Source organism: Nonomuraea sp. NPDC049378 (genome assembly GCF_055586745.1).
Map to the genome: position 1 here is coordinate 176358 of NZ_JBVJHP010000012.1, position 18645 is coordinate 195002.

General features: G+C 67.7%; 18 protein-coding genes. 11 read left to right on the plus strand and 7 right to left on the minus strand.

Translation table 11 applies throughout. The annotated features are described in order from the left end of the window. Positions 1 to 73: 73 nt before the first annotated feature. Positions 74 to 970 carry a DUF8094 domain-containing protein gene (locus ACZ6SA_RS26140; protein ID WP_465830990.1) on the plus strand — a complete coding sequence of 299 codons (897 nt, stop codon included), beginning with the start codon at positions 74 to 76 and terminating at the stop codon, positions 968 to 970. 308 nt (positions 971 to 1278) lie between these two features. Here ACZ6SA_RS26140 and ACZ6SA_RS26145 read toward each other — a convergent pair whose 3' ends face one another. From ACZ6SA_RS26145 to ACZ6SA_RS26160, 4 genes are read right to left on the minus strand one after another with little or no spacing between them, the layout of a single operon-like run. Further along, positions 1279 to 2157 carry a carbohydrate ABC transporter permease gene (locus ACZ6SA_RS26145; RefSeq protein WP_465830992.1) on the minus strand — a complete coding sequence of 293 codons (879 nt, stop codon included), beginning with the start codon at positions 2155 to 2157 and terminating at the stop codon, positions 1279 to 1281. Between the two features lie 2 nt (positions 2158 to 2159). Continuing rightward, positions 2160 to 3110: a carbohydrate ABC transporter permease gene (locus tag ACZ6SA_RS26150; RefSeq protein WP_347648976.1), complete on the minus strand. Its 951-nt coding sequence runs from the start codon at positions 3108 to 3110 to the stop codon at positions 2160 to 2162. Positions 3111 to 3133: 23 nt separating this feature from the next. Continuing rightward, positions 3134 to 4408 (minus strand): ABC transporter substrate-binding protein, encoded by a 1275-nt coding sequence (locus ACZ6SA_RS26155; RefSeq protein ID WP_465830995.1) that lies wholly within the window; start codon positions 4406 to 4408, stop codon positions 3134 to 3136. Positions 4409 to 4436: 28 nt separating this feature from the next. Then, on the minus strand, positions 4437 to 6026 hold the full coding sequence (locus ACZ6SA_RS26160; RefSeq protein ID WP_465830997.1) for an alpha-amylase family glycosyl hydrolase: 1590 nt from the start codon (positions 6024 to 6026) through the stop codon (positions 4437 to 4439). A gap of 99 nt (positions 6027 to 6125) precedes the next feature. Between ACZ6SA_RS26160 and ACZ6SA_RS26165 the strand changes: the two genes are divergently transcribed. From ACZ6SA_RS26165 to ACZ6SA_RS26195, 7 genes are all read left to right on the plus strand, one after another. Further along, the gene (locus tag ACZ6SA_RS26165) at positions 6126 to 6812 is read left to right on the plus strand and encodes a TetR/AcrR family transcriptional regulator C-terminal domain-containing protein (protein WP_465830999.1); all 687 of its coding nucleotides are present in this window, start codon (positions 6126 to 6128) and stop codon (positions 6810 to 6812) included. A gap of 466 nt (positions 6813 to 7278) precedes the next feature. Further along, on the plus strand, positions 7279 to 7578 hold the full coding sequence (locus tag ACZ6SA_RS26170) for a pentapeptide repeat-containing protein (RefSeq protein WP_347643837.1): 300 nt from the start codon (positions 7279 to 7281) through the stop codon (positions 7576 to 7578). Next, positions 7575 to 7883: a hypothetical protein gene (locus ACZ6SA_RS26175; protein WP_347643838.1), complete on the plus strand. Its 309-nt coding sequence runs from the start codon at positions 7575 to 7577 to the stop codon at positions 7881 to 7883. The genes ACZ6SA_RS26170 and ACZ6SA_RS26175 overlap by 4 nt, the downstream gene beginning before the upstream one ends. Beyond that, a complete protein-coding gene (locus ACZ6SA_RS26180; protein WP_465831001.1) occupies positions 7883 to 8737 on the plus strand; it encodes a hypothetical protein in 855 nt (284 codons plus the stop codon). Before ACZ6SA_RS26175 ends, ACZ6SA_RS26180 begins: the two co-directional genes overlap by 1 nt. After that, the gene (locus ACZ6SA_RS26185) at positions 8734 to 9648 is read left to right on the plus strand and encodes an ATP-grasp domain-containing protein (RefSeq protein WP_465831003.1); all 915 of its coding nucleotides are present in this window, start codon (positions 8734 to 8736) and stop codon (positions 9646 to 9648) included. The genes ACZ6SA_RS26180 and ACZ6SA_RS26185 overlap by 4 nt, the downstream gene beginning before the upstream one ends. Positions 9649 to 9917: 269 nt before the next feature. Next, positions 9918 to 10418 (plus strand): hypothetical protein, encoded by a 501-nt coding sequence (locus ACZ6SA_RS26190; protein WP_465831005.1) that lies wholly within the window; start codon positions 9918 to 9920, stop codon positions 10416 to 10418. Between the two features lie 158 nt (positions 10419 to 10576). After that, on the plus strand, positions 10577 to 13798 hold the full coding sequence (locus tag ACZ6SA_RS26195) for a S8 family peptidase (protein WP_465831007.1): 3222 nt from the start codon (positions 10577 to 10579) through the stop codon (positions 13796 to 13798). 222 nt (positions 13799 to 14020) lie between these two features. Here the strand turns inward: ACZ6SA_RS26195 and ACZ6SA_RS26200 are convergent, their stop codons facing one another. The 3 genes from ACZ6SA_RS26200 to ACZ6SA_RS26210 are packed head-to-tail and all read right to left on the minus strand — an operon-like array spanning position 14021 to position 16076. Beyond that, complete coding sequence (locus tag ACZ6SA_RS26200) at positions 14021 to 14788, minus strand: alpha/beta fold hydrolase (RefSeq protein ID WP_347643843.1); 768 nt, start codon at positions 14786 to 14788, stop codon at positions 14021 to 14023. Beyond that, entirely contained in the window at positions 14785 to 15351 is a 567-nt protein-coding gene (locus ACZ6SA_RS26205) for a dihydrofolate reductase family protein (RefSeq protein ID WP_443154099.1), read from the minus strand. Before ACZ6SA_RS26205 ends, ACZ6SA_RS26200 begins: the two co-directional genes overlap by 4 nt. 56 nt (positions 15352 to 15407) lie before the next feature. Further along, positions 15408 to 16076, minus strand: a complete 669-nt coding sequence (locus ACZ6SA_RS26210; protein WP_347643845.1) for a helix-turn-helix domain-containing protein — start codon at positions 16074 to 16076, stop codon at positions 15408 to 15410. A gap of 569 nt (positions 16077 to 16645) precedes the next feature. Between ACZ6SA_RS26210 and ACZ6SA_RS26215 the strand changes: the two genes are divergently transcribed. Genes ACZ6SA_RS26215 through ACZ6SA_RS26225 form a run of 3 tightly spaced genes read left to right on the plus strand, consistent with a single transcriptional unit; the run spans position 16646 to position 18645 of the window. After that, entirely contained in the window at positions 16646 to 17056 is a 411-nt protein-coding gene (locus ACZ6SA_RS26215; protein ID WP_347643846.1) for a DUF6069 family protein, read from the plus strand. Positions 17057 to 17078: 22 nt separating this feature from the next. Beyond that, positions 17079 to 17435, plus strand: coding sequence for a YciI family protein (locus ACZ6SA_RS26220; RefSeq protein ID WP_347643847.1), 357 nt, complete (start codon positions 17079 to 17081; stop codon positions 17433 to 17435). A 7-nt stretch (positions 17436 to 17442) separates the two neighbouring features. Continuing rightward, positions 17443 to 18645 (plus strand): RNA polymerase sigma factor, encoded by a 1203-nt coding sequence (locus ACZ6SA_RS26225; RefSeq protein ID WP_465831011.1) that lies wholly within the window; start codon positions 17443 to 17445, stop codon positions 18643 to 18645.

Genomic DNA, 18645 nt, shown 5'->3' on the forward strand with positions numbered 1-18645 from the left:
CCCCGCGTCGCCCTCCGCCGATCCCGGTCAAAGCTGACCCGCGGCATCGCTCTACCCGAAAGCATCAGCAACCGTGCGCACAACGTCCCTCATCGCCCTTGCCCTCCTGGCGGTGACCACTGCGGGCTGCGGGCTGCCGCCTCTCACGCCGCCCACCGAGCAGGCTCGGCCGACCGCCTTCGCCCGCGGGTCGTCCCCGGTCACGCCATCGACGTCACCGGTCGCCACCGGCCTCACGATCGCAGACGCCAAGCGGGGCGCCGCGAACTGGCTGGCTGACCACAACCGGACGGTCAAGGACCGCGACTGGTGGGACGATTCATCCGCGATCGACAGACTGTTCTGGGACGGCACCAGGCATGAAGCGGTGATCGACCGGTGGGCCGTGAAGGACGGCGACAGGAGGAAGAAGCGCGAAGCGATCCGCCTGACCGGGCATGTCTACTACGTCCCCCGCGAGCAGACGATTCCTGACGGACAGTGGTTCCTCCTCCAGGCCACGTACGCGGGCCAGGACCGCCCGCACATTCTGGCGTTCTGGCGCCCCGAGGGCGGAGCGTTCAAGCTCGCGGCCAAGAGCCCGTTGCACCAGGGTCAGCGGGTGCCCGAGCCGCGGCGGGACGCCGAGGGCTACGTCACCGCCATGCCGGCCCGCATCGGCAAGCAGGTCGCCCAGGAGTACATGGTGTTCTGGGATTACGACAGGCACGACCAGGAGGGCCGGAACGGCTACCGGCTGGCCGAGGACAACTACAGCAGGCGCGCCTACCGCACGGTCTCCGAGGGCGCGTACATGGGTTACCAGTCCTACAGCCGCCCGTACGGGTTCCGCACCGCGGACGGCGGTTCATTCCACGTCTTCTGCCTGCTCAACGACCCGCAGAGCATCTCGGCCGTCCTCACCTTGGGCGTGTCCACCCGCGGGAAGGGCAACGCACTCCACGAGATCGCCGCGGACTGGTACGCCTGAGGCCCCTCCCCCGGGCTCCAGCCAGGAGAGCAGGAGCTTGATCAGGGGCACCGGCGTGAACCAGACGACGGTCCGCGGGACGGTGACGAGCGCGAGGCTGGGCACGGCGATCGCGGACGGCCGACGGGCGACGCACGTTCGGTGGCACGACCTGATGGAGTCGTTCTGGTCACGCCTGCAGGCCGCGCTCCTGAGCCGCCGACGCTTGTCCATCGAACCGGGGCACCTTCACGATCTCGCCTGCGGGCGGACCCGGCCAAGCCCTTCCGGGCTGTTCGCCCTCCGCTCGCCTGACCGGCTCGTGTGTCCTACTTGAAGGCGCCCGCGGTGAGGCCGGTGACGATGCGCCGCTGGAACACGAGGACGGCGGCGATGAGGGGGAGCGTCACGATGGCCCCGGCCGCCATGATCGCCGTATAGGGGATCTGGTGCGGCTGGGAACCGGCGAAGTTGGCGATCGCCACGGTCACCGGCGCGACGTCGGGGTTCCCGTTCGACAGCAGGCTGGACAGCAGATACTCATCCCAGGCGGAGAAGAACACGATGATCGCAGTGGTGAACAGACCGGCCGCCGCGAGCGGGAGCAGGACCTTGCGGAACGCCTGGGCCGGGGTCGCGCCGTCCGCGAGCGCCGCCTTCTCCAACTCCCAGGGCATCGCGGCGAAGAAGCTGGTGAGAATCCAGAGGGCCAGGGGCAGGGCGAAGGAGATGTTGGGGACGATGAGCGCCTGGTACGTCCCCAGCCATCGGATGTCGGTGAACAGCTGGAACATCGGGGTCAGGATGGCGACGCCGGGGAACATCGACGCGCACAGCACGGCCGCCAAGATCTTCGGTTTGCCGCGCATCGGCAGCCGTACCAGCGCGTACGCCGCCGGGCCCCCGATGAGCAGAGCCAGCGCGGTCGACGCGCACGCGACAACCATGCTATTGAGCAGCGCCCGTCCGAAGTGGTCGCCTCCGCTCGTGTCGAACGCCGCCCGGAAGTTGTCCAGCGTCGGGTGCGCCGGCCACGGGGTGGCGTCGAAGGTGTGGCCGACGTCCCGGAACGCGGTGACCACCATCCAGTAGAAGGGGCCCAGGCACCAGAGCACGATGACGGCCGCGCCGGCGTACAGCCACAGTGGCCGCCGCGTCCGCCGAAGGCGCGTCTTCCACGTGTGTTTCGAGAATTCGGCTGTCGTCATCACTAGGACATCCCATGCTGTTCGGACTGGACGAGGTTGACCCGGAACACCCGGACAAGCGCCAGAGCGACACCGAAGATGAGCACGAAAGTCAGCGTGGAGAGGGCTGACGCGCCGCCGTAGCCTTGCTGGATCTGCCGGACCGTGAGAATCGACAGCGTCGTGGTCGCGTGCCCATCACCGCCACCGCCTTGAGTGAGGATCGCCGGCAGGTCGTAGATGCGCAGGACGTCCAGCACGCGGAACACGATGGCGACCAGCAGCGCCGGCCGTATCAGCGGCAGGGTGATCCGCAGGAAGCGCTGGAACGTGGAGGCGCCGTCGATGCGGGCGGCCTCGTAGAGCGCACCGGGAATGCCCGACATACCGGCGAGCAACAGCAGCGCGACGAACGGCGTCGTCTTCCACACGTCGCTGATGATGACAGCCACCCGTGCTGACCAGGCACCGTCCGTCCACAGGATATGGGTGCCGAGGGCTCGGTTGACGATGCCGTCGTAGGCGAACATGAAGAACCAGAGCTTCGCGGTGACGGCCGTCGGGATCGCCCAGGGCACCAGGACGACGGCGCGGAGGAAACCGCGTCCGGCGAACGCCTGGTTCATGACGACGGCCATCAGGAGACCGAGGACGACCTCAAGAGACACCGTGACCACCGTGAAGAACAGCGTGACCAGGACCGAGGTCCAGAACTGGTCACCGAGCGTCCCCGGCGGACAGGACGTGTCGCCGCACTGCTGCCCCAGCCAGTGCAGGTAGTTGGAGAATCCCGCGAACTCCCCGCCGGTGGTGAAGAACCCGTCCCGCAGGGTCGGATCGGTGCGGAACGAGGTGACCAGCGCGGCGACGATCGGGTAACCGATGACGGCGGCGAGCAAGACGAGTGCCGGTGAGACCAGTAGCGCGCCGAGCCTGCTGCGGCTCTGCGCTGTCGTTTCGGACGGTTTGGACATGGAACGTTCCCGTCTGGCGTGCGTCACTGCTCGCTGGTCGCGGCGAGGATCGCCGCCTGGATGTCTTCGACGGCCTTGTCGACCGGCTTCTCGCCCTTGATGGCCGCGTAGGCGTTCTCGCTGATGGCCTGGGTCACAGCCGGATAGAACGGCGTGACAGGCCGCTCGGCCGCGGTGGCGATGCTCCGTTCGAGCGCGCCCAGGTAGCCGAGCGCGGGATCGTCGAGCAGCGACCTGTCGCGGTAGAGGCTCTTGACGACGGGAGGCTGGCCCTGCTCGATGAGCAGTTTCCGCTGCACGTCCGGAGACTGCAGGTAAATGAGGAAGTCTCGGGCGGTCGCCTTGCGCTTGGAGTAGACGTTCACCGCGTTGTCCTGACCGCCGAGCACCGCCCGCCCGGGCCCGTCGACCCCCGGAAGCATGGCCACCCCGAACTTGCCCTTCACCACGGAGCCGCCGTCGCTCTCGGCCAGCGGATACACGTAGGACCAGTTGCGCAGGAACAGTAGTTTGCCGGCTTCGAACGCCTGGCGGCTGTCTTCCTCCTGGTAGGTGATCGCTTCTTGCGGGATGTCGCCGGCGCGATAGGCGTCGACGAGTAGGGACAGGCCCTTGCGGACGGCCGGGGTGTCGGCCGACGGGGTCGTGCCGTCGGCTTTGACGAAGCTGCCGCCCGCGGCGGCGACGGCCTCCGCTACGTTGACGGTGAGGCCCTCGTACTTGGCGAACTGCCCGGCGTAGCAGCCCATGCGCCGTTCCCGGGCGATCTCGCAGTACTTCAGCAGCTCCTTCCACGTCCGAGGCGGACGCGGTACCAGGTCCTTGCGGTAGTAGAGCAGGCCGGCGTCCGTCATGAACGGCGCGGCGTAGAGAGTGCCCTGATACCGCGCGGTCGTGACCGTCTGCTCCAGCAGCGGCGACGTGTCGAAGGTGTAGTCGCCCTCGAAGGGCTGCAGCCAGCGGTGCGCCGCGTACTCCGCGATCGTCACGATATCGGCGCCGAGGACGTCGTAGTTCGCGTCCTCGGCCTTGAAGTGACGCACAAGATTGTCGTGCAGTTCGTCGACGTCACTGAACTGCCTGAGCGTGACCCGCTGGTCCGGATGACGCAGGTTCCACGTCTCGATGACCTGTTTGGTCGCGGCCCCGGCCACGTCCGACGCCTGGACGTACGTGATCGGCCCGCGGCCCGACAAGTGCTGCCGCGCCGCATCGAGCCTGCTGTCCGGCGTCGCACAGCCGGTGACCGCAAGGATAAGCGCGCCCGCTGCGGCGGACAGCCCACGCCGCGCCCTCACGTCCATCTCCTCCTCGTTCCTCGCCGGGTCATCCCGCGGTCCGCAGGACGACCGCTTCCCAGGGGCGCAGCGTCGGGTTCGTGCCGGTCTCGGGCAGGCTCTCGCGCACCGTGGCACTCGACAGCAGCGGCTCACCGGTCAGCGTCAGCCGCTGCGGCTCGGCGGAGAAGTTGGCCGCCACCGTCAGCGGGCCGCAGGTGTAGATCCATCGCGAAGCGCTCACCTCTACCTCGCGGTAGCCGGCGATGCCGCCGGCGAAGGCTTCCCGGCGGAGCAGCACGAGCGCGCGGACGAGAGCGAGAGTCGATGCAGAGTCGGCCCGCTGCTCAGCCACGTTGACGCTCTCGTCGTCGGGCAGCGGAAGCCAAGGTGTGCCGGTCGTGAACCCCGCGCCGACAGTGCGGTCCCAGCGCATGGGGGCACGCGCGTTGTCCCGCGGCCACTGCCCGTTCCGGCCGCCGGCCGTGAGCGGATCACGGTGCAACCGGGCCGGAATGTCGCTGTCCACCATTCCCAGCTCGTCGCCGTAGTAGAGCGCGTAGGTCCCGGGAAGGGTCGCCATGAGGGTGTGCGCCAGGCGGGTCTTGCGGTTGTCTCCGGCCGCCCATCGCGTCGCCATGCGCGGCAGGTCATGGTTCGAGCCGGCCCAGATCGGACACGTCCCCTCGGGGAAGGAGGCCAGAGACTCCGCCACCACCCGCGAAAGGGCCGGCGCCTCGAACGGCGCGAAGATGAACGGAAAGTTGAACCCCAGATGCAGCTCGTCGTCGTCCCCGAAATACGGCACGAGCTCGTCGACCCGCGCCACCCACGTCTCACCGAGGAGCAACGGCGTCTCCACCCGGCTCTCCGCACGCCGGCGCCATTCCCGGTAGACGTCGTGCACTTCCGGCTGGTTGAAGTTGTACAGGTGCTGTATCCCGTATCGTCCCTGGACCTCGGTGCCGTAGATGTGGGCGCCGTCGTGCGTGGGGTTGTCCCGGAGCAGCGCGTCCTTGTACAGCCCATTCGCCACGTCGATCCGGAATCCGGCGATCCCGCGGTCGAACCAGAAGTCCATGATGGCGGCGAATTCGGCATGCACCGCCGGATTCCACCAATTGAGGTCCGGCTGTTCGGGGAGGAAATTGTGGAAGTAGTATTCGCCGCTCTTCTCGTCCCATGTCCACGCCGGTTCGCCGGTGTCGTCGACCCAGTTGTTCGGCAGCGACCCGTCGCTCTTGGGCGGCGCCCACACGTAGTAGTCGCGGTACGGCGAGCCCGGGTCGGAACGGGCTTCGACGAACCACGGATGCTCGCTGCTGGTGTGGTTCGGGATGAGGTCGAGTATGACGCGCATCCCGCGCTCCCACGCCTGGGCGATGAGAACGTCCAAGTCGTCCAGCGTACCCAGCTCTGGATGGACGCCACGGTAGTCGGAGACGTCATAGCCCCAGTCGTGGTTGGGAGACGGCATCGTGGGAGAGAGCCAGAGGGCGTCGACTCCGAGCCACTGGAGGTAGTCGAGACGTCCGATGAGACCTTGGAGATCTCCATAGCCGTCCCCTTCGCCGTCCTGGAACGAGCGGACGTAGACGTGGTAAAGCGTGGCACCGTGCCACCAAGGGGAATGGTCCACCGGAGTCCTCTCGTGGAAGCCGAACACGGCAAACGAATCCGGATTCGTTTCTCCGGTATGGTGTCTACCAGGATTTACAGCTGTCAAGGCGCCAACCGAATGACGTTCGTTTATCGCGTCGGCCGCCACCATGGAAAGCAATCCGGAAGGGACCACGGGATGCCGCGCCCGCGCAAGGCACTTCTTTCACGGGAGATCATTGCGACCGCCGCATTGGAGATGACCAGCGAGACCGGCGGCTTCACCGTGCCCGATCTGGCGAGGCGGCTCAATGTCCGCCAGTCCTCGCTCTACAACCACGTGAGCGGGCGGGCCGAGATCATCGAGCTGATCCGGCAGCGGCTGCACGAGGCACTGGCGGTCCGCGTCGACGTCACCGCCGACTGGGCGGATGTGATCCGGCACGTCGCCTCCGCCCAGCGGGCCTCGATGGCCAAGCACCCGTGGGTCATCCCCCTGCTGGCAACGTCCCCCGCCGACCTTGACGCCACGATCACCACGCTGGAGAACGTGGCCATCGTCCTGTCCCGCGCGGGCTTCACCGATCGCGACGTCATGCTCGCGATAGCCATGCTTGACATAGTGACGATCGGCGCAAGCCTGGACCTGGTCTCCCCGGAAGACCTCTACCCAGCCGAAGCGCTCGCCCAGGCAGCGACACTTGCCCGCGTAGTCCGTACTGCGCCGCCAGGCGTCCCCCGCGCCGACGTCGCCTTCAACTTCACCCTCGACCTGATCATCGAGGCCCTGCGCATCCGCCTCTCCCACAACACGAATCCCCTATAGACCCTTCCCCAGGACCGACTGCGGCGGCGTCGTACGACATCGCCTCCGAGCTCCGGCAGGGCGCACACCTTCGACACCGCCGGACCGTTGGACGGCGGAAGAGCGCCTCACTCCGGGCCCATTCCTGAGGGCCTCAACGGCTAGGATCACCCGGTGGATGCCTGCGGAGTCCGCCATTGTTTGACCTGCGGTCAGAATATCTTGTAGCAAAAACATCCAGTCGCGCGAACAAGGCACTGAAGGTGCCGCTGATGAGCATCATTGTGCAAGCACAATCCATGGCGGACGCCTCCTCCCTGCCGGCCTTAAGACGCGCGAGATCCAGATCCGTTCGGCTGTAGATCTTTACTCGCATCCTCTCCGATCTTCCCAATCGTGCGCGGATGCAGTTCATGAAAGCGCCTCTTGTGGAGGCCCGGCATCCGGGTTATCGTCCTGTGTAGCGTCGACTGCCGGGAGGGGAATTATGGCAGAGGCTGACTCGCCAAGATCAAACGTGCTCTATCAAGGCGCCAATTCGCAGCAGACGGCGTGGGTGGGTTCAATTCTGGACGGCAGTCGCTTCGTACGGTCGAGTTTCAGCGACTGCGAGTTCATCGACACCTCCCTCCGAAGCGACACGTTCGCACAGGTTTCGTTCGATGACAGTCGGATGTTGAAGTGCAGCTTCAACAATGTCGTGATAGAGGCGAGTGACGTTTCCGGCCTCGTCATCAATGGCGTCAACATCGGCGATCTGCTGGCCGAGCGCAAGGCGGAGGGGTGATTCGTGTGGCGAGGGAAAAGTTCTTCATCGTTGAGAATGCCCGCCCGGACGTCCTTGGCGACTTCAGGTTGTCAGCGCTCACGATCGATGACGCCATCGCCAACGCCCTGTCCCTTGCCGCGGACGGCTGTCATTCCGATGGAAAGGAAGGCGGCTCCGACGGGAACGAGACGGGTAAGGAATCGAGCGAGAAGGACAGCGAGGGCAAGGAGGCCAGCGACCCTGAGATTCTCAGCCCGATCGACGCAGTCGTGCTTCCGGGTGAGATAAGCGCCGTGGAGCAATTCATGCGCCCAATGATGTGATGCGGTCGATCCTGGTTTTTGCTCCTCCGCATGACGACGGCGCCCAGGCCTTCAAGGAGCATTGTTCGAAAAGCAATGTCTCTTGCGCGCTCGTGAGCGATCTTCGAGACATGTCCTTGGCTCTTGCGTACGAGCACGCCCGTGATCCCCGATGGGTCTGCTTCGTGGATGGCCAGCGTTTGACGTCCACCGACACCTGTGTGTGGGTGAGGCACGCCGGAGCCCTTCGACCGATCATCGATGTCGAAGAAGAGCGATTCGCATCCCAGGAGTACTTCGCCGCCCTGTGGTCCTTGGCAGGCATGGCGTCCCACACGGTGAACCGTCCGGGTCGTTGGGCTTGGGACTACGTCCAGGGCCTACGATCGCTGATCGGGGATTCGTTCGTCGCCACCTACACGGGTTCCCGCACCGCTGAGCTCCAGGAAGTGGTGCATCTTGCCCACGAGAAGTCGGCCGGCGAGATTCATTGGCAGAACGCGATTTCCTTGGTCACCTGGTGTGGTGACACGGATCCGACGGAGCGGGAGATGCCACCGTTCGTGCGGGCACAGGTGTGTGACACTGCGTCCTATGATCTGTATCTGATGGTGGGCGATCACGTGTTCCCCTTGAGGTCGGGGAGCGGCCTCGATCGCTCGTCGGAAGGGTACAAGACCTGGTTGACTCGTTTCAGGAACCAGGCCGCGAGAGAGGGCCTGTGCTTCTATACGGTTGCGGTGGTCGGCCGTCGAGGCCATCCTCTGGTCTCCGCAATCAGGACGGATCCGCCACTCGCCTGGTACCGGCAGTGGGCCGGTAAGGTACACGATGCTTTGCTTGACGTCTGCTGCGGGAGCGGTAAGGACTCGTGATCGTCCTCTTGGGTGCCACGCGTGACAAGACCATGGCTCATACTGCGGCGATGGCGAGGGGCCACGATGTTCCGTTTCTGTTCTTCGATGTGCAGCGTTATCTCGGCGATGGAGGGTGGATCTGGGACGGCGAAGCTCGTGAAGGACGACTGTGGTACGGCGAGATCGTCCTTGAGCTCTCGAAATCATCGGTCAGCGGCATATATTCCCGTCTGATCGATACCACCGAGCTGCTGCCCGCGGAAGCGAGAGGCGCGGCCCGTGCGCGGTTACGCGCCCTGGTCGAAATGCTCGGCGCATGCGAGATCACTGTGGTGAATCGTCCGCGCTCCGAGCCCAGCAACGGCTCCAAGCTCTATCATCTGTGGGTGCTCGCAGGTTTCCGGTTCACGACCCCTCCATCTCTGCTGACGAACTTCGGGGAGCCGCTCAGCGACTTCCTCGAACAGAACGGCCGCGTGCTGTACAAGGGTGCGAGCTCGGAGAAGACCATCGTTTCCCCATTCACCGATGCGGAAGCGGCGAGGGTGAATTCACTGCGAAACAGCCCGGTCCTGTTCCAGGCGTATGTGCCGGGCGTGGATGTTCGATTGCACCTGGTGCGCGGTGAACCCATCGCTGTCAGTGTGACCCCCGAGCGGTCGGAGGACTCTCTCGTCGTCGATTACCGCTTTGATCCTTCGCCGAAGCGTTACGCGGTTGTTCCGGTGCCGGACGACGTGCTGGCGTCGTGTCACGCATACCAGGCATGGTCGGGGCTCGACTTCATCGGTTTCGACTTCCGGGTGAGCCAGAAGGGGTGGACCGTCCTGGAAGCGAACCCGATGCCTGGATACGAGAGTTACGACCGCAGAGCCGACAACCGGATATCCGAAGCGCTGCTGAGCGTGTTGGGCGTCCGCATGACCTAGTACTCCGGTGACACTTGGCGATCTTGAGGAATCGGGGTCACATGGCGACGGCCAGCACCACAGACGACGGCATCCCCCTGACCCTGCCCGAGATCCCCCGGCTGCTCGCCGCCCTGGTCGCGACATGTCACTGGAGTACTAGGCGCCTCAGGGGCACCTTCGGACTTCCTGGAAGTTTCGTGATGAAAATGACCTTTTGTGATGTCGAACCTCCGTACGGCCTACGATGATCACCGTTAAGGATCATGGTGTACCAGAGGGAGTGTTCGGTGGTCGTAGCCAGACGAATCGCCAGGGCCGTCACGGCGGTCGTGATCTCAGGAGTGGTGTCCGTCGCATCTGCGGTCACGGTCAGCCAGCCCGCCCTCGCCGCGGACGGCTGTTCGGGAAAGCTGCTCCAGACCCGGAACATGAAGGACAACGGGGGAAGGGTCATCGCCAAGCTTCACCTCTACTGGGACGGCACCCGCAACTGCGCCGTCCTACGGGCCACGTCGGCGTCCGTCGCGACGAAGAAGACCATGTCGGTCACCCTCCTCACGTGCGCGCGCTCCGCCAAGGGCAAGCGGACGTGCGACCCGCGCATCGGACGCGCCTACGACGGCGGCCAGTTCACGTACTACGCGGGTCCGGTCAGGCTCAACGGCGTCAACAAGTGCGTCGCGGCCTCCGGCACGTTCAGGAAGGTCCGCAACCCCGCCATCCGGCCGCCGGAGGCGCACCCGCAGTACACCGTCGCCACGAGTCCGTACGTGGGGCACTGCGGGTGACTCCCTCGCGCCGCGGCGCCCGACCGCCCGGTCACCCGGCTGCGGACGCTCGGGCGCCGTGTCGTACATGCGTCATGACCGATGGCGCCACCCAGGTTGCTTGATCGTGCGAATCCTCCCCTGCTTGACTCCTCATGCCCTATGAGGAGGAAACGACGATGTTAGCCAGAACGCTCGTCGCGGTGGTCGCGCTCGCGATCCCCTTGGCCGCCGTCCCCCCTGCCGTCGCGGACACCCCACCGCCCGACTCGGCCGCCGCCAGGAGCGTGACGCTGATCACCGGAGACCGCGTGACCGTGGACGGTGATCGTGTCGCCTTCGAGGCGGGTCCCGGCAGGAAGAACGTCCGGTACGTCACGGAGGGCACCAAGGACGACTGGGCGCTCATCCCGCTGGACGTCGCCGGCGACGTGGCCAGAGGCGTGCTGGATCGCTGCCTGTTCCAGGTTCCCCGGCTGATCGCGGCCGGGCTGGATGACGCCTCGGTCAAGGGGCTGCCGCTGATCGTGCAGTATCGGGACGGGGCCGCGCCCAAGGCCTCCTTGGCCGGGGCCCGTACGCTGGCCTCGATCAACGCCGTGGCGGCCACCGCTCCGCGCGAGCGGGCCGTGTGGACGCAGCTCGACCAGGACAGCTCGGTGGCGAAGGTGTGGCTCGACGCGCCCGTCAAGGCCTCGCTCGACCGCAGCGTTCCGCAGATCGGCGCGCCCGAGGCCTGGCAGGCCGGGTTCAGCGGCGAGGGTGTCAAGGTGGCCGTTCTGGACACCGGCGTCGACGACGAACACCCCGACCTCGCCGGCCGGGTGGAGGCCGCCCAGAACTTCACCGACAGCCAGGACGCCGTGGACCGGCACGGCCACGGCACCCATGTCGCCGCCACGATCGCCGGTCAGGGCGCCGCGGGGACGCCCGCGCGCAAGGGCGTCGCGCCCGGAGCCCGGCTGCTCAGCGGCAAGGTGCTGAACGACAGCGGCAGCGGCTACGCCTCCGGCATCATCGCCGGCATGGAGTGGGCCGCCCAGCAGGGCGCCAAGATCGTCAACCTGAGCCTCGGCCACCGAGACGAGCCCGGTCTCGACCCGCTGGAGCAGGCCGTCGAGCACATCTCCGCCGACAGCGGCGTGCTCTTCGTGATCGCCGCGGGCAACGACGGGCCGGGCGCGAGCACGCTCGGCAGCCCGGGCAGCGCCGACTCGGCGCTCACGGTGGGCGCGGTGGACTCCGAGGACGAGCTCGCGAGCTTCTCCAGCCGAGGCCCCCGCGTGGCGGACTTCGCGATCAAACCCGACCTGACCGCCCCAGGCGTGGACATCACCGCCGCCCGGGCCGGCACGACCGGCCACATCGCGTACTCCGGCACGTCGATGGCCGCCCCGCACGTCGCCGGCGCCGCCGCAATCCTGGCCCAGCAGCACCCCGACTGGACGTGGCAGCAGCTCAAGGCGAGCCTGGTCGGCTCGGTCAAGCCAGGTGGGCCGCTCACCGACAACGGCGCCGGCCGGGTGGACGTCGCCAAGGCCGTCAAGCAGAGCGTCGCCGCCGACGCGGGCACGCTGTCCTTCGGGCACCTGCGCTGGCCGTACGAGGACGACCCCATCGAGCGGACCCTCACCTACCGCAACTCCGGCACCGCGCCGGTCACGCTCGACCTCGCCCTTGACGCGCCCGAGGACGTGTACACGCTGGGCGCCACGCAGGTGACCGTCCCCGCGAACGACACCGCGGCGGTCACCGTCACCGCGCAGGTGAAGTCGTCCCGCCCCGGCGCCTTCCCCGGTCGCATCACCGCGACGGGCGGCGGCGTCACCATCTCCACCCTGGTCAACCTCTCCACCGAGGCGGAGAGCTACGACCTGCACGTGAAGATGATCGACCAGCTCGGTACGGTCCCCGACCGCCCGGACGACTACATGCCGATGACGCTCATGCCGGAGAGCGGCGGCGACCCCATCAGCATCGGCGTCAACCACGGCGACAGCGAGGGGCCCGTCCGCGTGCCCGCGGGCCGCTACCTGGCCTATGCCGTGCTGCGGACCGCGTTCCCCGACGGTCACGACGAGCTGAGCGTGGTGCCGGTCCCCGGTCTGGAGGTCAAGGAGGACCGGGAGCTCGTCTTCGACGCCCGCGACGCGCGGCTGCTGAACGTGGCGACCGACCACGCCGACGCCAGGACGGCGGGAGAGACCTTCACCTTCATCCAGGACCGCCAGGACGGCCGGCAGTGGGGGGCGCGGTTCTCCCTCGACCGCTTCTCGCTGCCGCGGAACGTCTCGCCCGATCCGCTGCGTTTCCGCGTGTCGCCCACCGAGGGGAAGGCGCGCGGGTTCCGCTTCGAGACGTTCACCCAGCTGGCGGCCCTGCGCGCGGACGGCACGTTCACCGACACGCCCTACCAGTACAACCTGCTGCTGCGCAGGGAGGGATCCGTGCCGAGCACGTTGCGGGTGCGTGACCGCGAGCTGGGCACCGTACGAGCGCACCTGGCCACCCTCCGGGCCGACGCCACGGGCGCGTTCGGCGCGGGACCCGTCACCGACGGCCCCGCCGGGTCCTACACCTCGTGGAGCCAGGCGGTCGTGTCGTTGCCGGCCACGCCGACCTGGTACTTCACGCCGGGCGTGCCGTGGGCGCGCTCCATCGAGACCATGCCGACCGGGCGTCTCCACCAGACCGACGAGCACGCCGAGGCCGACTCCTACCGGGCCGGCCGTACCGAGAAGGAGTGGTGGAACACGGGCGTCGTGGGCCCTGCCCTGCCGGGCAACGCCGCCGTGACCAGGAACGACAAGGCCTTCACGATCACGCGCATACCGCTGTGGCACCCGCCCCGTCCCGGCCGCTCCGCCGTGAGCAGCGACTACGGCGGCGGCACCACGACGCTCCTGCGTGACGGCCAGGTCGTGGGAACGGCCGACAAACTGCCCGGTACGGTGACCTTCCCCGTCGAGTCCGGTCCCGGGCGTTTCCAGCTCGTCCTGGACGGCACGGTCAACCCCAAGGCCAGCGAGCTGTCCACCAAGGTCAGGACGGAGTGGTCGTTCACCTCGTCGGGTGCCGGTCCCGTGCCGCTGTTCGTGCTGCGTGCCTATCCCCAGCTCGACCTGGACAACGCGACCAGGCCGGGGGCCCTCGTGCTGCCCCTGCGGCTGGAGCGCATGACCGGGGCGACCCGGCCGCTGTCCCGCGTCGGTGTCGAGGTGTCGCGCGACGGCTCCTCGTGGATCAAGGCCGTGGTCGTGCCTGCCGGCAAGGACACCTGGAAGGCGATCGTCCCGGTCCTTCCGCGACAGGGAGGGTTCGCGTCGCTCCGCCTCACGGCGCGCGACACGGCGGGTAACACGGTCCAGCAGACCGTGGAGCGCGCCTTCCGCGTGCGCTGACGCCCCGTGGCGACGAACGTGGTCTCTCCGGCCGCTTCGTCCTGGCCGAACCGGTGCGCCTCGGCTGCCTGACCAGGCGTTGGGGACGACGTCGTCACACGGGCATGCTCGCGGGCGTCACCGGGATCCCGTACAGGGCGGTCAGCCGAGTCGCCCGTACCGGTACGAGTCGCCTGTACCGGTACGGGCGGGACCTGGCCGCGCCGCACCCGCCGGCTCTGATCACTGGCGCAGGAACTCCGTGACCATCGGCAGCACCAGGTCGGGCCGGATGACCTGCAGGTGCTTCGTGCCCGGCAGGATCGCGAGTCGCGCGTCCGGCAGCAGCTGCTTCATCTCGACGGCGTGCTCGAGCCGGACGAAGTCGGTGTCGCCGATGATGATCAGGACCGGCATCGTCAGCCGGGCCAGCTGTTCATCCGTCCACCCTTCGAAATCGTGCACCGCCGGCTGGAGCTTCACCACGAACGGGAAGAAGTCCTCCGGCTTCGGCGCCACCTCGTCGTAGGCACGCTTCATCGCCGCGGAGTCCTCCTCGGTCGGCATCCGAGGCGAGTCCAGCTTCAGCTCCGTGATCTCGGGGTAATACGCCTCGGATCGTGTCGACCGGACATGCGAGGCCGCCAGCACGACCCGGCCGACCCTGTGCGGAGCCGAGACAGCGACCTCGGTGGAGACCAGCCCGCCCAGGCTGTAGCCGAACAGGTCGGCCCGCTCGACGCCGAGATGATCGAGCAGCGCGATCACGTCCTCGGCGCACTGCCGGATGGAGAACGGCCGGTCACTGTCGGCGGTGTGCCCGTGCCCCTGCAGCTCGACACCGATCACCTTCCGCTCAGCGGTCAACGCCGGCAGCAACGAGTCGAAGCTCAGACGGAACGTGTACGCGCCGCCGTGCAGCATGATCAGCGGCGGACCGGGCCGATCGGCGCCCAGAACCTCGTAGTAGAGGTCGATGCCGTTCACCGAGGCGTACGCACCCTGAGTCATGTCGATTCCCCCGTCCCTGTCCACCGACTCGGCACATAGGTCAGCACCACTGTGCCGTTACCGAGCTCGGTCACCTTCGTCAGATCCATTGCGGTGGCACGCATGCCGGACAGCAGCGACTCACCGGATCCAGCGACGAACGGGGAGATGCTCAGATGCAGCTCGTCGAGCAGACCCGCCTCGACCAGCGCCCGGCTGAACGGGCCGTTGCCATACTTGATCAATGTGCCGTCGCCGGCCTCCTTGAGCCGGGCGACTGCCTCGACCGCATCGCCGGCCAGCACCTCCGCGTTCCACGTGGTGCCGGTCAGCGTGGTGGAGGCGACGTACTTGGGCAAGGAGTTGATCTTGTCTGCGACATCGCCGGTCATGGTCGGCCAGGTTTGGGCGAAGCCCTCATAGGTCGCCCGGCCGAGCACGAGACCGGCCGCCGAGGACAGCAGCCCGAGCTGATAGGCGAAGTGGTCGTCGTTGGGGACGATCTTCGCCTGCCCGGCCCACCAGGCGTCGCCGGACATCCTCCCATCGATCGAGAGGTGGTCGTATTCGATCAGTTTTCGCACGGCCGGGAGTCAACCATCCGGCTTGTCGGTCTGTCTTGTATCGAACCGAACCCGTGTCACAACGCCAGGAACGGCGTACCGGACCTCAACTCGCCCGGAGTCTGACCGGTCGCCCACCGCATCGCCCGCGCGAGCTGTGACTGATCGTAATAGCCGCCGGCGGTGACCACGTCGGCGATCGAGCTCCCCGCCATGAGGAGCTGCGCGGCGTGCCGTGCCTGCTCGATGCTGGCGAGCTTGCGGTGCGAGATCCCGACGGCCCGGCGGAACCGGATCTGCGCGCTCCGTTCGGACATGCCGCGTGGCCGTTCGCCGTGCCGGATCTCGTCGATGAGCGGGTCGAAGGACAGCAGACCTGCGCGCACCAGCCGGTCGACGAAGACGTCGATGTTCTGCACGGTCGGCATCTCCCAGTCCCGGTTGCCCAGCAGGATCCGGCCGCCCGGGAGGGTCGGCACCAACGCATCCCTGAGGTCGGTCAGACCGGAGGGCGGGTGAAGCGGCAGACAGGCACCGAGCCGCAATTCCACACCGAAAAACTCCCAGCCGGCCGGGAAAGTCAGCGATGAGCCCTTCGTCTCCGGTCCGCGCACGTGCACCGTCATTCCACGGTCACCTCGCGCAAACGCGATCATGGATGAGGCTTTGACCACCGAGCTGAAGACAGTCGTGGTGTCACAGCTCGCCGACCACACTCGTTGCACCAGCGGGAGTTCGCCGATCACAGCGTCGAAAATTATCCCCACCCGGCGTGATTCTAGACCTCACACGACACCCGGCCACAACCGGGACCTGGCAGGGCCGGAGCCCGCGTCTACACTCAGTCCAAGGACGTGACCAGCCAGAAGACGATCGGCAGCGCCCGGCCGGCGCTGGCAATCGGATGAAAGTGTCCGGCAGAAGTCCGGATATCGCCCTGTCAGATGTCCGACCGACATCACATGATGCGAGTGGAAATCCGGAGCTGCGCTCTTGAAGGCGCTCATTTGGATATCGCAACGAACACGTAGGCTCGCCTCCCGCAAAAAGATCGTCGCACTACGGGAGCACGACGGTGAATGTGGAAACGAACATCAGCCCGCAGGTGCGAAAGCTCGGATCGGCCAGGCCCTCCCTGTCCACCGTGGATCCGGCCACCCGCGAGCATGGAAGGGGCAGGTCCTGTCGCCTCGGAGGCGGTCGGGTGAAGACTTCTTCCGAATTTCTCTGCGGACGTGTCGAGTGGCGTCGAGCCCGTTCGTAGCCAGGGTGAGAGGCCGGCGACGGGCCGGTCACCACTCACCGGAGGTCCGCAATGTCCATCATCACCGCTACCGCCGCCACCACCGCTACCGCCAAGCGGCTGATCATCGGCGGTCTGACCGCCTCCCTCGTGGCCGGCGCGGCGACCGCGGCCGTCGCCGCGGCGGGCGAGGCCGCCGGGATCAGCCTCGTCGTCAACGGCGCGCCGATCCCCGCATCCGGCTTCGCGGTGCTGACCGTCGTCTTCTCCCTGGCAGGCCTGGTGCTGGCCGTGGCGCTGGCCCGCTGGGCCCGGCGGGCGCGTACGGCGTTCGTCCGTGCCACGCTGGTGCTGACCGCGCTGTCCCTGGTACCGGATGTGCTCGTCGGCGCGTCGGTGGCCACGAAGGTGCTGCTGATGGTGACGCACGTGGTCGCCGCCGCGATCGTGATCCCCGCCATCGCCCGCCGCATGTCCGCCTGATCCTGGTTCAAGGAGTTCGACCGTGAAGAAGTACCTGCTGGCCGTCCAGTTCGACGAGAGCACGTCATGGCCGTCCGATGCGGAGCTGCAGGAGCAGCAGGCCCGGACGGCCAAGGTCACCGCTGACATGCAGGCGGCTGGTTGCTGGGTGTTCGCGGGTGGCCTGGTGGGCTCGCACGCCACCACCGTCGTACGCCCTGGCAACGGCACGACCACCATGACCGACGGCCCGTTCGCCGAGACCAAGGAACAGCTCGGCGGGTTCTGGGTGATCCAGTGCGACGACCTGGACCAGGCGCTGGCCTGGGGCGAGAGGTGCGCGCTGGCTTGCGGGGCCCCGATCGAGGTGCGCCCGTTCGAAGACGCGCAGTGGAAGTGAGCAGGCGATGGACGCGGTGGATCTGGACGGCGTCTACCGGGCCGAGTACGGCCGGTGCGTGGCCACGCTGACGCGCCAACTGGGGGACATCGGCCTGGCCGAGGAGTTCGTGCAGGACGCCTTCGCGGTGGCCGTCCAGAAGTGGGGCGAGGCGCCGCCGCCCAATCCCGGCGCATGGATCGTGACCACCGCCCGCAACCGGGCGATCGACCGCCTGCGCCGTGAATCCACCCGCGAAGCGCGCCACGCCCAGGCACTGCTGCTGCACCAGCCCGGCGAACCCCAGGAGGTGGGACCGGTGCGCGACGACCAGCTCCGCATGATCTTCACCTGCTGCCACCCGGCGCTGTCGCCGCTCGCGCAGACCACGCTCACCCTGCGCCTGCTCGGCGGCCTGGAGGTGGCCGAGATCGCGCGCGCCTACCTTGTTCCGGAGGCGACCGTCTTCCAGCGGATCGTCCGGGCCAAGAAGAAGATCCGCGACGCCGGCATCCCCTACCGGGTGCCCGGCGCCGCCGAGCTCCCCGACCGGCTGGCGCCGGTTCTCACCGTGCTCTACCTGGTCTTCAACGAGGGATACACCGCCACGGCGGGGGAGCTCCTGCGCACCGACCTGAGCCTGGAGGCGATCCGCCTGGCCAGGGAACTGGCCGAGCTGATGCCCGACGAGCCGGAGGTGATCGGCCTGCTGGCGCTGCTGCTGCTCACCGAAGCCCGCCGGCCCGCCCGGCTGGGGCCGGCCGGTGAGCTGGTGGTGCTGGCCGAGCAGGACCGCTCGCTGTGGAACCGGGAGCTGATCGCCGAAGGACACGAGCTGGTACGCCGCTGCCTGCGCCGCGACCAGCCGGGACCGTACCAGCTGCAGGCCGCGATCAACGCCGTGCACACCGACGGGCCGGCCACCGACTGGGCGCAGGTGCTGGCCCTGTACGACCAGCTGCTGCGGCAGTCCCCGACCCCGATCGTGGCACTCAACCGAGCGGTCGCCGTCGCCGAGGTGCACGGACCGGCGCAGGCGCTGGCCGCCATCGACGAGCTGGACCTGCCGGGCTACCACCTGCTGCCCGCCACCCGCGCCGACCTGCTGGCCCGCCTGGGCCGCACCGCCGAGGCCGTCGCCGCCTACGACCAGGCGATCACCTGGGCTGCCAACGACACCGAACGAACCTTCCTGCGGACCCGGCGGGCACGCATGGAGCAGGAGGCCTGA

Coding starts and splice junctions, on each gene's coding strand:
- ACZ6SA_RS26145 (WP_465830992.1), bottom strand. CDS start 2,157: ATGACGACAGCCGAATTCTCGAAACACACGTGGAAGACGCGCCTTCGG.
- ACZ6SA_RS26150 (WP_347648976.1), bottom strand. CDS start 3,110: ATGTCCAAACCGTCCGAAACGACAGCGCAGAGCCGCAGCAGGCTCGGC.
- ACZ6SA_RS26165 (WP_465830999.1), top strand. CDS start 6,126: ATGACGTTCGTTTATCGCGTCGGCCGCCACCATGGAAAGCAATCCGGA.
- ACZ6SA_RS26170 (WP_347643837.1), top strand. CDS start 7,279: ATGGCAGAGGCTGACTCGCCAAGATCAAACGTGCTCTATCAAGGCGCC.
- ACZ6SA_RS26180 (WP_465831001.1), top strand. CDS start 7,883: ATGCGGTCGATCCTGGTTTTTGCTCCTCCGCATGACGACGGCGCCCAG.
- ACZ6SA_RS26195 (WP_465831007.1), top strand. CDS start 10,577: ATGTTAGCCAGAACGCTCGTCGCGGTGGTCGCGCTCGCGATCCCCTTG.
- ACZ6SA_RS26200 (WP_347643843.1), bottom strand. CDS start 14,788: ATGACTCAGGGTGCGTACGCCTCGGTGAACGGCATCGACCTCTACTAC.
- ACZ6SA_RS26215 (WP_347643846.1), top strand. CDS start 16,646: ATGTCCATCATCACCGCTACCGCCGCCACCACCGCTACCGCCAAGCGG.
- ACZ6SA_RS26225 (WP_465831011.1), top strand. CDS start 17,443: ATGGACGCGGTGGATCTGGACGGCGTCTACCGGGCCGAGTACGGCCGG.